Origin of the sequence: Paenibacillus alkalitolerans (assembly GCF_016482785.1) — a bacterium.
Taxonomy (GTDB): Bacteria; Bacillota; Bacilli; order Paenibacillales; family YIM-B00363; genus Paenibacillus_AE; species Paenibacillus_AE alkalitolerans.
Map to the genome: position 1 here is coordinate 221,782 of NZ_JAEMXM010000008.1, position 14,741 is coordinate 236,522.

Here is a 14,741-nt window from a genome sequence, read left to right on the forward strand (position 1 = left end):
TTTACGGATGAACGTCAAGAAATCCGGTTGACACGTCCCGGCGGACGGAGTAAACTATCCTTTGGGCTTTAACAGATACGGTAAATGAAAAGTGCCCCGTCCCGCGACGGGTGTCACTTTTTTTCTTTTAAACTGGGAGGAATTTGCGCCATGACTAAGTATATTTTCGTTACCGGAGGCGTTGTGTCATCCCTTGGAAAGGGGATTACGGCCGCATCCTTGGGCAGGTTGCTTAAAAACCGCGGCATGAAAGTGACGATTCAAAAATTTGATCCGTACATCAACGTCGATCCCGGCACGATGAGCCCTTATCAGCACGGGGAAGTGTTCGTTACGGACGACGGAGCGGAAACCGATCTCGATCTCGGGCATTACGAACGTTTTATCGATATCAATCTAAGCAAGAACAGCAACGTCACCACCGGCAAAATTTATTCCTCCGTCATTACCAAAGAACGCCGCGGGGAATATTTGGGCGGAACGGTCCAAGTCATCCCGCACATAACTAATGAAATTAAAGAACGTATTCTTCGCGCGGGGCGCGAGACCCAACCCGATGTCGTCATAACGGAAATCGGCGGAACCGTGGGCGATATCGAGAGCTTGCCGTTTCTCGAAGCGATTCGCCAGATGAAGAACGATATCGGCCGGGCAAACGTCATGTACATTCACGTGACATTGATCCCATATTTGAACGCGGCAGGCGAAGTGAAGACGAAACCGACGCAGCACAGCGTGAAAGAACTGCGCAGCATAGGCATTCAGCCTCACCTCATCGTATGCCGGACGGAGCACGCTCTTTCCGACGATTTGAAGCGAAAGATCGCGTTATTCTGCGACATCGATGCGGACGCGGTGATCGAATGCCGCGACGCCGAGACGCTCTATGAAGTGCCGCTGATGCTTCAGGCGCAGCGAATGGACGACATCGTGCTTCGCCACCTCAGCATTCAAGCGCCGCAAGCGGACATGACCGAATGGCAAGATTTGGTCCGCCGCGTTAAGACATTGGAACGGCAAACCGAAATTGCGATCGTAGGCAAGTATGTGGCGCTGCATGACGCATATTTGAGCATTGTAGAGGCATTGGGACATGCCGGCATCGACAGCAACACCGAAGTGAACATCCGCTGGGTGAACGCGGAGGAAGTGTATGACCATAATGTGGACGAACTGCTTAGCGGCGTCCAAGGCATCTTAGTGCCAGGCGGGTTCGGAGACCGCGGAATTGAAGGGAAGATCGCGGCCATCCGTTATGCGAGAGAGCGGCGCATTCCGTTCTTCGGCATTTGCCTCGGCATGCAGGTTGCCGTGATCGAATACGCTCGCAATGTTCTCGGATTCAGAGGAGCCAATTCGTCCGAAATAAACCCTGAGACGCAATTCCCGGTCATCGACTTGCTGCCTGAACAGAAAGACATCGAGAACCTCGGGGGTACGATGCGTCTTGGCCTATATCCGTGCAAGCTTGCCGAAGGATCTTTGGCATACGCGTGTTATCGGGATGAGCTGGTATATGAGCGTCATCGTCACCGTTACGAATTTAACAACTCGTTCCGCGACCAAATCGAATCGGCCGGTTTGAAGGTATCCGGCACGTCCCCGGACGGGCGTCTGGTAGAGATGGTTGAATTGTCCGACCATCCTTGGTTCTTGGCCGTGCAGTTCCACCCCGAATTCACGTCCCGTCCGAACCGCCCTCAGCCTCTGTTCCGGGAATTCGTTCGAGCCGCGCTTTCTTTACGGGAATAGAGCCGCTAATGGATACGCCCTTCCCTCGGATTGCCGATGGGAGGGCGTTGAAGAACCAGCCTCAATCCGCTGCGTAATTCCGAACTTTCAGACCTGTTCAATGGCTGAAAGTTCTTTTTCTTATTCTTTTTTTGCTTGTATTGGAAGGAATATTCCGACATTTCTCGAACTATAGGGTTGTTATACACTATGTCTGCCCTTTGTCTAGGGTTGAGGCTGGAGGGGAACTTTGCTTGGACAAGAATAAGGTGCTGATCGTCGACGATCAGAATGGGATTCGCGTGTTGTTAACGGAAGTGTTCAGCAGCGAAGGATACCGCACGTTTCAGGCGTCCAACGGGAAGCTTGCGCTCGATATCGTAACTAAGGAGTCGCCGGACCTTGTTTTGCTGGACATGAAAATTCCGGGAATGGACGGCTTGGAAATCCTCAAACATATTAAGAAAATCAATCCCGCGATTAAAGTGATCATGATGACCGCATACGGGGAACTCGACATGATTAAAGAAGCGACGGAATCGGGTGCGCTTATGCACTTCACGAAACCGTTCGATATCGACGAACTGCGCAACGCCGTCAACTCGGAACTCCGCGGCGGATCTTCTTCCTCCCGTATGGCAGCGGGCTCGTAGCCGGACAGACTCATACCATTTCGCAATTGTTTGTGTTATAATGTGCTTCGACTAAACGCCAGCGGATATAAACTGCATGGACGTACATAGCATAGGAGGTTAGAGAATGCCGCTTGTTTCAATGAACGAATTTTTGCCTAAGGCGAAAGCGAACAAGTTTGCCGTAGGCCAATTTAACATGAACAATCTTGAATTTGCGCAAGCCATCGTGGAAGCGGCGATGGAAGAGAAATCTCCGTTTATCTTCGGTGTGAGCGAGGGAGCCCTGAAGTATATGGGCATGGAGTTTACCGTTGCTCTGGCGGAAGCGGCCGCCAAGCAATCCGGATTGCCGATTGCGTTGCATCTGGATCACGGCAGCAGTTTCGAAGTCGCGATGAAATGTATCCGAGGGGGATTCTCGTCCGTAATGTTCGACGGGTCCCACTACTCGTTTGAGGAAAACATTCGTTTAACGAAAGAGGTCGTTAAGGCGGCTCGCGCGATGGGCGTCTCTGTAGAAGGGGAACTCGGCACCATCGGCGGCGTCGAAGACGATATCAGCGTTGATGAGGCGAATGCGAGCTTGGCAAATCCGGATGAAGCGATCCGTTTCTATGAGGAAACAGGCGTCGATTGCGTAGCGATCGCTGTCGGCACGGCTCACGGTATGTACAAGGGCGAGCCGAACATCCGCTACGATATTATCGAGAAAGTCGCGAAAGCGATCCCGGTACCGGTCGTTCTCCACGGCGGTTCAGGCGTGCCTGACGAGTCGATCCGCAAAGCGATTGCAGCGGGCGTGGGCAAGATCAATGTAAACACCGAAAACCAAGTCGCTTGCACGGATACGATTCGTCAAGTTTTGAACAAGGACGCGAACGTATACGATCCTCGCAAATACTTGGGTCCGGCGAAGAAGGCCATGGTCGAAGTGGTGCGTTCCAAGATCCGATTGTTCGGCAGCAGCGATCAGGCTTAACTTGAAACAAGGGGAATTCATTCGAGCGGGCATGAAACGAATGGTTTCCCTCTCTCTTTTTTTCTTCATGGGTCAGGGGGAACTGTAACGAATGGCACAAAAGTTAATGATTGCCGGCAACCGGGCGCTTCGGGGCACCATCACCATCAGCGGCGCGAAAAATAGCGCAGTGGCACTAATACCAGCGGCTCTGTTAGCGGAAACTCCGGTCGTCTTAGACAATCTGCCTGACATCAGCGATGTCAAAATCTATACCGAATTGCTTGAAGAGCTTGGAGTAGGTGTTCAAAATGTCGACGGCGCAATGACGATCGATCCTTCCCGTCCCGTATGGACTCCGCTGCCGAACGGCAACGTTAAGAAATTACGGGCATCTTATTATTTGATGGGAGCTTTATTGGGGCGTTTCGGCAAAGCGGTCATCGGTTTGCCCGGAGGATGCAACTTCGAGCCTCGTCCCATCGATCAGCACGTGAAAGGGTTTGAAGCGTTGGGTGCGCGTGTTACGAACGAGCATGGCGCGCTGCATATTTTTGCCAAAGAACTGGTAGGGGCCAAAATTTATCTTGACGTAGCGAGCGTCGGAGCAACCATCAACATCATGCTGGCGGCATCTCGGGCCAAAGGCACAACTATGATCGAAAATGCGGCGAAAGAGCCTGAAATTATAGACGTTGCAACTATTTTGAACAATATGGGCGCACGGATAAAGGGAGCGGGAACCGATACGATCCGCATCGAAGGCGTCGACAGCATGAAAGGTTGCCGCCATTCCATCATCCCGGACCGCATTCAAGCCGGTACGTACATGATCGCAGCGGCGGCCACCGCCGGTGACGTACTGGTGGATAACGTCATACCGAAACACATGGAGGCGTTGTCGGCCAAACTGCAGGAAATGGGCGCGCATATATACGAGATGGACGAGTCGATTCGAGTTGTCGGTCAGCAGGAATATTCCAACATTGACGTGAAAGCGCTCGTATACCCGGGCTTTGCGACCGATTTGCAGTCGCCGATGACGAGTTTGCTGACGAAAGCCCGCGGGTTGAGCATCCTCAGCGACTATGTGTACAACAACCGGTTTAAGCATGTTCCGGAGCTGCAGCGGATGGGAGCGAAAATTCGCGTTGAAGGCCGGTCCGCCATTATTGAAGGCAGCACATTGAACGGAGCGAAGGTTAAGGCTACGGACCTTCGGGCCGGCGCCGCACTATTTATCGCCGGTCTTATGGTGCCGACAGGCGAAGTTACCGAAATCGCCGGTTACGAATATGTTCAACGCGGCTACGACAATCTTGTGGAAAATTTAACGGCGCTCGGCGCGGAAGTTTGGACGGAACCCGAATAAATCTATTATTTTTCGTCAATGACTAGAGTGGAAGTTTTGTCGCGTGTTTAAAAATATGTTTTTTATTCTTAGAAATGTGGTGGTTTATTCAAATGGATCGCAACTTAGCCGAGTTAGAGTCGCTGAAGTTGACGGAACTATACCAGCTTGCCAAATCGTATCAGATCCCGTACTACGGCCAATTGAAGAAGAAGGAGCTTGTGTTCGCGATACTAAGGGCTCAAGCTGAGAAGTCCGGTCTCATGTTTATGCAAGGCGTGTTGGACATTTTGCCCGAAGGCTTCGGCTTCCTGAGACCGATCAATTATTTGCCGAGCTCGGAAGATATTTACATTTCAGCGTCGCAGATACGCAAATTCGATTTGCGAACGGGAGACCTGGTTTCCGGAAAGTGCAGGCCGCCGAAGGAAAACGAGCGTTACTTCGGATTGTTGCATGTAGAAGCGGTTAACGGCGAAGATCCTCAAACCGCATCCGAACGTTTGCACTTCCCCGCACTTACTCCACTTTATCCGCAGCAGAAAATCGTCTTGGAAAGAACCCCTAACGATTTGTCCACAAGGTTGATGGATTTGCTGACTCCGGTCGGGCTCGGGCAGCGCGGATTGATCGTCGCCCCGCCGAAAGCCGGGAAAACGCTGTTATTGAAACGAATCGCCAACAGCATTTCAAACAACTATCCGGATATAAAATTGTTTATTCTTCTGATCGACGAGCGGCCGGAAGAAGTAACGGATATGCAGCGGTCGGTTGACGCGGAAGTGGTGTATTCCACTTTCGACGAGCTGCCTGAAAATCATATCAAAGTAGCGGAATTGGTGCTGGAACGGGCGCTTCGTTTGGTCGAACACAAGAAGGACGTCGTTATATTGCTGGACAGCATCACCCGCTTGGCGAGGGCTTACAACCTGGTCATTCCGCCCTCCGGCAGAACGCTTTCCGGCGGTATCGATCCGGCGGCGTTCCACCGGCCGAAGCGGTTCTTCGGAGCTGCCCGCAATGTGGAAGAGGGCGGAAGCTTGACAATCTTGGCTACCGCGCTCGTAGAAACCGGTTCCCGGATGGACGACGTCATCTACGAAGAATTCAAAGGAACAGGCAACATGGAGCTGCATCTGGACCGGAGGCTTGCCGAACGGCGAATTTTTCCGGCCGTCGATATTCGCCGCTCCGGGACGCGCCGCGAAGAAGTGCTGCTTACGAAAGAAGAGCTGGATAAAGTATGGGCGATCCGCAAGACGATGCAGGATTCGCATGAATATACGGAAGCGTTCTTGAAGAAACTGGGCGATACGAAGACTAACGCGGAATTTTTGGCCACAATCGAGACGAATCGCGGCCGCGGTACAAGTGCGAGCGCCGGAGCTTCATCGAACGCGCCGGCAGCCCAGAAAGCTCCCGCCAACGTCAGCGGAGCGGGGGAAAGCGGTGCTGCTGCAGGAAATTCCGCTTCCGGAACGCGGCGGGCTAAGACGCCGGCCAGTGTTCCTCCTCGTGCGTAAAACTCTCGAGTCGCCCGCCTTGCGCGGGCGTGGATTGAAACAAACGTCTGAAACGAGATTGTATTTCTAGAGGTGTTACTCATGCGTCTGGTTTACGCCGACGAACAAGGCAACGTGTATGATCATCCGGATTACGCAGGCTTGGGGCGAAACGGCGACGTCGTAACGGAAATTATGGACGACGAATTGATTCCGCTGCCCGAAGGCGCGACGCTCGTCTCTCTTCCCGGAACCAGGCCCGTCGGCATCCGCATCGATAACGATGCGATGGAACGATTGAGCGAGGATGAGGTATACGCTGTCGGTGCGCTCTTGCCCCAGGGCTACACACGGCTGCTGCTGCCGGGTTACGTAAAGCGCCCGGGAGCCGAAGCGCTGCCGCTGTTCGGTTATTCCGCCGTAGTCTGGAAGGAGGACGGCTTCTACGTCGCCGCCAGGCAATCGGACGATCCGGAGAAGTGGAACCCGGCGAATTGCGATTTGGATGCTTTGGAAGCAGGAGTGAAGAGGCTGACGGAAGCGTATCCCGATAATCGTCTGTACAAGCATCTGTCGCACTGCGCTCTGGGATATGAGTGTTTGACTGCATCCAATACGTTCCTGCAGCGCTGGGAAGGCGCGGTGCCGGTATCTTTCTCCTGCAATGCCGGCTGCTTCGGCTGTATTTCCGAACAACCCGATGACAGCGAGTTTCCGGCTCCGCAAACAAGGCTCCAATTCAAACCGACGGCGGATGAGATCGTTGAAATCATGATGGAGCATCTGAGAACGCCGGAGAGCATCATCTCTTTCGGCCAAGGCTGCGAAGGGGAACCTTCGACGCAAGCCGCCATCATTGTCGAAGCGATGAAGAGGGTCAGACAGCGGACAAGCATCGGATACATCAACATCAACACGAACGCCGGGCTAACGGACCATATTCGCGCAATCGTCGATGCCGGACTCGATCTGATGCGCGTCAGCACGATCAGCGCGCTCGACGATCACTATAACGCTTACTATCGTCCGCGCGGATATACACTGGCCAATGTCGAGAAGTCATTGACTTATGCGGCGGATAAAGGCGTGCACACCTCCATTAATTACTTGATCTTCCCCGGAGTAACCGACCGGGAGGAGGAGCTTGAAGCGATGATCGGGTTTGCCCGGCGGACGAAATTAAAGCTGATTCAGTTAAGAAATCTCAATATCGACCCGGAAAGCTATCTCGCGCTCATTCCTAAAGCCAAAGGGCAACTATTGGGAATGAAACAAGCGATTGAATTGCTTGAAGCGGAGCTGCCGGATGTCATGATCGGTTCGTATACCCACATTCCGCCGAAAGCGGTAAAGTAACTCCAGCGGAACTGTTGCAATTGTAGAGGGGCCGTGTTACAATAACGAACGCATGTATTTTAACTCTGGATCGCAAGGGAAATTACAGATTCAGGGCGGAAAGAGGTGAATCCACGTGAAAGAAGCAATTCAACCGAAATATCACGTGACTACGGTTACTTGCGCTTGCGGCAACTCCTTTGAAACCGGATCCGTAAAGCCGAACCTTCGGGTCGAAATTTGCTCCGTTTGCCATCCGTTCTTTACGGGCAAGCAGAAGTTTGTCGACGCCGGCGGACGTGTGGATAAATTCAAGAAGAAATACGGTATCTAAGATTTTCCAAGCATCGTTAGGCGCCTTTCGCGGGGATAATATCCGTGGGAGGTGTCTTTTTCTTTTATGAGAGCACGAATACTCGCATTGGGAGCTTTCGCCGCCGTCTTGCTGCTTAACGGCTGCGGCGCCGACCGGAATGTCGAATCGCACTACAACCAAGACGGTTATATGGGATTGAGCGATTCCAATCCGAATTTCAGAACGAATCCGACCCATCACAATTATAAGAAAGACCGCCAATTGATGCGTCAGGCGCTGCGCGAGATGGGCTTGGATAAGCGATCGACCATCGTGATCAACGGTCCGGAAGTGACTGTCACCATACACCTTAATGAAGATGTTTCCGGCGAAGAGGCGGAAGCGATTCGTTGGGACGCTTATTCGTTACTGAAAGGCAATAATCCGCGTTACAATTATAATATTCTCGTGGAATAAGCGTTTGCCAACTTTCGTCAACCGCTTGAACTTCACACGAAGATCGGCTATACTGAAGTTCGGTCGGGTCCCCCGCAATGGGTGCCTATGAACCCGGTCAGGTCCGGAAGGAAGCAGCCGTAAGTAGGAAGTCTCATGTGCCGGGGGTTGCCTGGCCTCATGTTGGAAGAATCAGAGAACACTTTGCTGAGGAAGCGAAGTGTTTTTTTGTCATTACGGGAGGAAAATCAATAAAAAAGGCGAATTGTACTGGAACAGTCATGCTTTACCATATTTGCCGGAATGGAGCTTTTGCACGGACTTCCGCGGAAGGTGGTGCCAACTTGCTGCAGGCGAAACAATGGACATTGCTTACAAAGTTTGAAGCGTTCGATAAGCAAATCGAACGTTTTTTTCGCAGTTCTCCTCTTTTGATCGATAGAGGCGGGTATATCGTTAGGGTTCAAACCGAATTGGCCGCTTTCTTGGGGTACGATGTTGAAGAATTGGAAGGGAAACATTTTTCCTCCATCTTCCTCTACCCCGCTGCAATCGCTGAGTTGACTCAATCGGCAGCCGGTCCCGCGTTTCCAAGCGCAAGTCTTATCGATAAATACGGCACCGTACATACAAGCGACTACTCCGTATTCCTTATCGGCGGTGATAACGGTCAGGGTGGGTCGGTCGTTGCGCTGCACGATTTGGGCGGAGACAGCAAGATGAATTTGCTGCAGCGGTTTGCCGGTTCGTTCATCCGGGACATTAATCTGGGAGTTATTTTGATCGATACCAACTTTCTGCTTGTTGATATAAGCGATATGGCATGCCGCGTACTCGGTTTTGAAAGGGATAAAGTACTGGGCCGCCCGATGGAAGAAGTTTTCGCTTCGGTTCCTTCCGAGCACCGGTTAGTCCAACGGACGATCTTGGACGGGGTCGTCGTTAAAAATCATGCCGTTTCATGGACCAACAATCAAGAACGGCACGAATTGCTCATGGACTCGAACCTGTTGAAGGACAGGGCGGGCCGGACGGTCGGAGCATATGTGATGTTTAAGGACGTGTCCAATTTAAGATCTCTGGAACAGCAGGTGCAGCGCAGCGACAGGCTTGCCATGATCGGACAAATCGCCGCGGGTACGGCGCATGAAATCCGAAATCCGCTTACTTCAATTAAAGGATTCCTGCAAGTGTTGAAAAACACATTGAAGGATAACGGAATGGACAAGGAATACGGGTATACGGAGCTCATGCTGAAGGAAATCGACAGAATCAATGAGCTGGTCAGCGAGTTTCTGCTCCTTAGCAAACCCCGCAACGCCACCTTGACTAAAGTCAATGTCGCTGAAGTAATAAGGGATATTTTGCCGATCATTAATAATGAGGCGATATTGCACGGAGTAACCGTCGAGTACCAATCATCACTCGACATGCCGTTCGTTGTGGCGGATCGCGAACTGCTGAAGCAAGTGTTTATCAACATTAGCAAGAACGGCATTGAAGCGATGGGAGCGGAAGGAGGGGTCTTGACGATTACGGAGAAGATGGATGGGGAAGGGCAAAGGCTGAACGTGTTCATACAAGACAGCGGACCGGGAATTCCGGCGTTCTTGATCGACAAAATCTTCGATCCGTTCTTCACCACCAAAGAGCAAGGGACCGGACTCGGATTGTCGGTGTGCCAACGGATCATCCACGATATCGGGGGTACAATCAGAGTATCTTCCAAGGGCTACGGAACCATATTCATCGTATCGATCCCTTGCACAGGATCATAAAAGCGGCAGCCGGCTTCGGCAGCCGCTTTTTCGTTGAAAAACATCCTCTACCTCTCGGTCGCTCATCCTTGAATTACTTCGATAGAAGTTTTTCTTAACGATATAGAATTTATAAGTTTTCTGCATCGGCAGGAAATGAGTAAATTCTATACCAAGAAAAACATCCTCTACATCGCGGTCGCTCATCCCTGAATTACTTCGATAGAAGTTTTTCTTAACGATATAGAATTTATAAGTTTTCTGCATCGGCAGGAAATGAGTAAATTCTATACCAAGAAAAACATCCTCTACATCGCGGTCGCTCATCCCTGAATTACTTCGATAGAAGTTTTTCTTATGGTGCGGAACTGTTATAATAAGAAAAGCTTTCATCGAAGTACATTCAATGAAGCAGGTACGTCGAGTAGAGGAAGCTTTTCTTGCGAGATCAGGATGACTGCCTTTGGAACATATCTGTGATCTCTAAAGAAAAGCTTTCATCGAAGTACAGTCAATGAAGCAGGTACGTCGATTAGAGGAAGCTTTTCTTGCGAGATCAGGATGACTGCCTTTGGAACATATCTGTGATCTCTAAAGAAAAGCTTTCATCGAAGTACATTCAATGAAGCAGGTACGTCGATTAGAGGAAGCTTTTCTTGCGAGATCAGGATGACTGCCTTTGGAACATATCTGTGATCTCTAAAGAAAAGCTTTCATCGAAGTACATTCAATGAAGCAGGTACGTCGATTAGAGGAAGCTTTTCTTGCGAGATCAGGATGACTGTCTTTGAAACATATCTGTGATCTCTAAAAAAAAGCTTTGATCGAACTACATTCAAGTAAGCATTCGAGGGGATTTTATGGCCCGCATGGCTTTGTACCGCTTATGGCGGTCCCAGACGTTCGAGCACGTCGTCGGACAAAGGCATATAACGCAGACGCTGCAAAATTCGCTTCGGGAAAACCGGCTTTCGCATGCGTACTTGTTTACAGGCCCTCGCGGGACTGGAAAAACAAGCACCGCGAAGATTTTGGCCAAAGCGGTCAATTGCGAACGGGGGCCTGCGGCCGAACCGTGCAACGAATGCGGTGCCTGCAAGCGCATTACGTCCGGCGCCTGCATCGACGTGAACGAATTTGACGCTGCATCCAATCGGGGCGTAGAGGAAATACGCGATATCCGGGATAAGGTCAAATATGCTCCGACCGAAGTGAAATATAAAGTTTATATCATCGACGAGGTTCACATGCTGACGACGGAAGCGTTCAACGCTCTGCTGAAGACGTTGGAGGAACCGCCGGAACATGTGGTGTTCGTATTGGCGACTACCGAACCGCATAAAGTTCCCGCCACAATCCATTCCCGCTGTCAGCGCTTCGATTTTCGCCGCATTAGTCCATCGGAACAAACGGCGTGGATGCGGCGCATATGCGAAGACGAAGGCATAACGGCGGACGAAGATGCGCTTGCGTTGATTGCGCGGCTGTCCGACGGCGGAATGCGCGATGCGCTGAGCTTGCTTGACCAGGCCGTGTCTTTCACCGGGAACAGCGTAACGTACGACGGCGTCGTCGCCATGACCGGCGGAGTCGCGATCGAGCAATACGGCGCTCTTGCAGCCGCCTTGTCCGAGCGGGACGTTGCTTTCGTGCTTGAGTTCGTCGACCGGTTGATGCGGGAAGGAAAGAGCGCCGACAAATGCCTTGAAGGATTTTTGACGTATCTGCGCGATTTGCTTCTGGTTAAGCTGGTCCCGAATTCGACGGCGGTGAACGAACGGTTGTCCGGAGCGGAAGCGGCCCGGTTAGGCGAAGTGGCGGGCAGGTTTACCCATGAGCGTCTATTTCGCATGGTTGACATCGTCAACGGCTATCTGGGCGAAATGCGCTATGCGGCGCAACCGCAAACGATGCTTGAGGTTGCTTTGCTCAAGCTTTGCGCTGCAGAAGCTGCAGGAGCGGCCGTCGAGCTTAGCGCCGCGGCCGCGGAAGCCGTCGGCAATCAAGCGACTGCGGACTTGGCTGCGGAGCTGCGGCGTCTGGCGGCGCGCGTCGAGCGGCTCGAAGCGCGGAGCGCAACCGCGTCCGCGGCTGCGTCCGGATCGGCCGGCGCTTCGCAAATCGCGGCGCCCGCGCCGGCAAGGCCGCCGGCAGCCGTTTCGCGAGCCGTCTCCGGCAAGACGCCCGCTGCGCTTGCCGCGTTCATTGCGGCGAAGGGCTCGCCGGAATATCGCAGCGTCGCTTCCGAATGGGCCCGTATACTCAGCCGTGTGAAAGAGCGCAAAATAACGGTTCATGCTTGGCTGGTAGACGGGGAACCCGTATCGCTGTCGGACGATGTCGTTCTCGTGGCGTTCAAGAATACGATCCACCGGGAAACGACCGAAAAACCCGTAAACAAAGAACTGATCGAAAGCGTCCTCGCCGAAACGTTAGGCAAACCGTACCGGCTGGCGACGCTGATGCTTTCCGAATGGGAAGCCGCGTCGGAGACGGCGGCGGGAGCGGCTTCCGGCACCGCCGGACAAACCGAAGAGTTCGAGCTCGTTTCGGACGGCGAAGGAGAAGAAGGAAAGTCTTATAAAGAAAAGTGGATCAACGAGGCGATAGAGTTGTTTGGCGAGGATATCGTTGTGGTGAAAGAGTGACATTTTTCAAAAAAACATAAAGAGGTGCTTGAGGTATGATGCGTGGCGGCGGAATGGGAAATATGAATCAAATGATGAAGCAAGTGAAGAAAATGCAAGAACAAATGATGAAAGCGCAGGAAGAGCTTCAGAACAAGACGGTTGAAGGCACGGCAGGCGGCGGTGTCGTCAGCGTTACGATGAGCGGCGACAAGAAAGTGTTGGACGTCAAGATTAAGCCGGAAGCGGTCGATCCGGACGACGTCGATATGCTGCAGGATCTTGTATTGACTGCAGTGAATGACGCGCTGACAAAAGCCGACGAACTGGCAAACCAAGATCTGGGACGATTCACGGGCGGCATGAACATCCCGGGTCTGTTCTAAGGAGCGTATCCGTTGTATTATCCGGAACCGATTGCCAAACTTATAGATTCCTTCTCCCGCCTTCCGGGTGTCGGTCCGAAGACGGCCGCTCGGCTTGCGTTTTACGTGTTGCGGATGAAAGAAGAAGATGTCATTGAATTTGCTAAGGCGCTCGTGAACGTGAAGCGGAATTTGCAATATTGCTCCGTTTGCTGCAACATTACGGACACGGATCCATGCCGTATTTGTTCGGACCGCAACAGGGACCGCTCCGTCATTTGCGTTGTGCAAGAAGCGAAAGATCTTGTAGCGATGGAGCGCACGAAGGAATTTCACGGAATGTACCACGTGCTTCAAGGGGCGATCTCGCCGATGGAGGGTGTCGGACCCGACGATATACGCGTGGCGGAGCTTCTGAAGCGGTTGGCCGATGACGAGGTGCAGGAGCTGATCCTGGCGACGAATCCGAATATTGAAGGTGAAGCGACATCTATGTATTTGTCCCGGCTGATCAAGCCTTTCGGGCTGAAAGTAACGCGCATCGCTCACGGTTTGCCGGTGGGCGGCGATTTGGAGTATGCGGATGAGGTCACGTTGTCCAAGGCGTTGGAAGGCCGAAGGGAATTGGTGTGATTCTGCCTGTTCATATGAGTATTCGAAGGAGCCTGCGGGCTCCTTTTTTTTTTTGTTTGTCCTCCGGCCGTTTCTCTTGTTTGATCAGTCGCCGAGTTTCAGCAAACCTTTGTATCGGATTTGAGCGGATTTAGATGGCTGAAAGTCGGTGACTAGGTGCAGTGNTCAGTCGCCGAGTTTCAGCAAACCTTTGTATCGGATTTGAGCGGATTTAGATGGCTGAAAGTCGGTGACTAGGTGCAGTGGCGGGTACAGGTGAAGAAGGACATTTTATTTGCCGGGGGTGATGGGACAGCTTGTTCTATTTTTGAAGGTTAGAACCATATCTATTAATAACCCTCTTTAGGGCTAAGCAAGGGGATGGACTTATTCATACATTATAAAAATGTTGCGGGAGGACGAAACGATGAAATGGTTAAGTAGGTTGCTGCAGCGGATGCCGAAACGGCGGGAACAAGAGAAAATTCTTGAAGCCGAGTCGGAGATGATTGCAGAAGTGCGGCAAGCGCATATGGAATGGCTGTGCGCGCAGCAGCGTCTGGACTACGCTCTTGATTGGGATCAAATCGATTATGCGGTATATGCGCTCGAGGCTGCCGAGAAACGTTACAGCATGCTGTTGAGGCAAGCGAAAGCGATGAAGGCGAAGGCGAAGAGTATGAATGCTGCATATTATTATACGTTGCGAATTCAGTGATAAGGAGGACGAGCGATGGACGGGATATGGTTATGGGTCTTCATTGTGTCTACTCTTATGTTTGTTTTTGTTATGATTCGGTCCAAGCTCGGATTGCGCTGGCTGTCCGCTATAGCGCTGAATGCGGTGCTTGCTGCCGTTCTTTTGTATTTTGCGGAATTGGCCGAGCCGTATACTCGCGTGGATATACCAATTAATGTAGTGACCGTTGCTACTGTGGCGGTCTTGGGCGTGCCGGGTATTTTGATGCTCGCCGCATTGAAATGGGTGCTCTTTTAAGAGGCTTGGCACAGCTGGGTCGGTTTAACCGCATTGCATTAAATTAGAGCTTTTATTGTAGTTGACTTACGGTTTTTCCGTGTGATATATTATTGCTTGTCGCCGCGAAGGCGGTGGACG

The 14,741-nt window shown here is 51.9% G+C and carries 15 protein-coding genes and 1 other RNA gene; 15 read left to right on the plus strand and 1 reads right to left on the minus strand.

The window, feature by feature from the left end; genetic code table 11:
- The first annotated feature begins 150 nt into the window (after window positions 1-150).
- The 10 genes from JET16_RS15275 (at window position 151) to JET16_RS15320 (ending at window position 10,041) form a co-directional block, all read left to right on the plus strand.
- Window positions 151-1,752 (plus strand): CTP synthase, encoded by a 1,602-nt coding sequence (locus JET16_RS15275; protein WP_199617191.1) that lies wholly within the window; start codon window positions 151-153, stop codon window positions 1,750-1,752.
- Between the two features lie 233 nt (window positions 1,753-1,985).
- A complete protein-coding gene (locus JET16_RS15280; RefSeq protein WP_199617192.1) occupies window positions 1,986-2,384 on the plus strand; it encodes a response regulator in 399 nt (132 codons plus the stop codon).
- Window positions 2,385-2,490: 106 nt separating this feature from the next.
- Complete coding sequence (gene fba / locus JET16_RS15285) at window positions 2,491-3,345, plus strand: class II fructose-1,6-bisphosphate aldolase (RefSeq protein WP_199617193.1); 855 nt, start codon at window positions 2,491-2,493, stop codon at window positions 3,343-3,345.
- A 91-nt stretch (window positions 3,346-3,436) separates the two neighbouring features.
- Window positions 3,437-4,696, plus strand: coding sequence for a UDP-N-acetylglucosamine 1-carboxyvinyltransferase (locus tag JET16_RS15290; protein ID WP_199617194.1), 1,260 nt, complete (start codon window positions 3,437-3,439; stop codon window positions 4,694-4,696).
- A 92-nt stretch (window positions 4,697-4,788) separates the two neighbouring features.
- A complete protein-coding gene (rho, locus tag JET16_RS15295; RefSeq protein ID WP_199617195.1) occupies window positions 4,789-6,198 on the plus strand; it encodes a transcription termination factor Rho in 1,410 nt (469 codons plus the stop codon).
- Between the two features lie 81 nt (window positions 6,199-6,279).
- Window positions 6,280-7,533 (plus strand): radical SAM protein, encoded by a 1,254-nt coding sequence (locus JET16_RS15300; protein ID WP_199617196.1) that lies wholly within the window; start codon window positions 6,280-6,282, stop codon window positions 7,531-7,533.
- A 115-nt stretch (window positions 7,534-7,648) separates the two neighbouring features.
- Window positions 7,649-7,846 (plus strand): 50S ribosomal protein L31, encoded by a 198-nt coding sequence (gene rpmE, locus JET16_RS15305; protein WP_199617197.1) that lies wholly within the window; start codon window positions 7,649-7,651, stop codon window positions 7,844-7,846.
- Window positions 7,847-7,912: 66 nt separating this feature from the next.
- Window positions 7,913-8,284: a hypothetical protein gene (locus tag JET16_RS15310; protein WP_199617198.1), complete on the plus strand. Its 372-nt coding sequence runs from the start codon at window positions 7,913-7,915 to the stop codon at window positions 8,282-8,284.
- A 61-nt stretch (window positions 8,285-8,345) separates the two neighbouring features.
- An RNA gene (gene ffs / locus JET16_RS15315) (signal recognition particle sRNA small type) lies at window positions 8,346-8,444 on the plus strand.
- Window positions 8,445-8,607: 163 nt separating this feature from the next.
- Window positions 8,608-10,041, plus strand: coding sequence for an ATP-binding protein (locus tag JET16_RS15320; RefSeq protein WP_407673152.1), 1,434 nt, complete (start codon window positions 8,608-8,610; stop codon window positions 10,039-10,041).
- Here the strand turns inward: JET16_RS15320 and JET16_RS15325 are convergent.
- A complete protein-coding gene (locus tag JET16_RS15325; RefSeq protein ID WP_199617201.1) occupies window positions 10,036-10,347 on the minus strand; it encodes a hypothetical protein in 312 nt (103 codons plus the stop codon). The genes JET16_RS15320 and JET16_RS15325 overlap by 6 nt on opposite strands.
- 533 nt (window positions 10,348-10,880) lie before the next feature.
- Between JET16_RS15325 and dnaX the strand changes: the two genes are divergently transcribed.
- The 5 genes from dnaX (at window position 10,881) to JET16_RS15350 (ending at window position 14,621) form a co-directional block, all read left to right on the plus strand.
- Window positions 10,881-12,668, plus strand: coding sequence for a DNA polymerase III subunit gamma/tau (gene dnaX / locus JET16_RS15330; RefSeq protein WP_199617203.1), 1,788 nt, complete (start codon window positions 10,881-10,883; stop codon window positions 12,666-12,668).
- A gap of 53 nt (window positions 12,669-12,721) precedes the next feature.
- Window positions 12,722-13,033, plus strand: a complete 312-nt coding sequence (locus tag JET16_RS15335; protein ID WP_199617238.1) for a YbaB/EbfC family nucleoid-associated protein — start codon at window positions 12,722-12,724, stop codon at window positions 13,031-13,033.
- Window positions 13,034-13,045: 12 nt separating this feature from the next.
- Window positions 13,046-13,645: a recombination mediator RecR gene (recR, locus tag JET16_RS15340; RefSeq protein ID WP_199617205.1), complete on the plus strand. Its 600-nt coding sequence runs from the start codon at window positions 13,046-13,048 to the stop codon at window positions 13,643-13,645.
- A 406-nt stretch (window positions 13,646-14,051) separates the two neighbouring features.
- Complete coding sequence (locus JET16_RS15345; protein ID WP_199617207.1) at window positions 14,052-14,342, plus strand: DUF2508 family protein; 291 nt, start codon at window positions 14,052-14,054, stop codon at window positions 14,340-14,342.
- A 15-nt stretch (window positions 14,343-14,357) separates the two neighbouring features.
- Window positions 14,358-14,621, plus strand: coding sequence for a pro-sigmaK processing inhibitor BofA family protein (locus tag JET16_RS15350; RefSeq protein ID WP_199617209.1), 264 nt, complete (start codon window positions 14,358-14,360; stop codon window positions 14,619-14,621).
- Window positions 14,622-14,741: the final 120 nt, after the last annotated feature.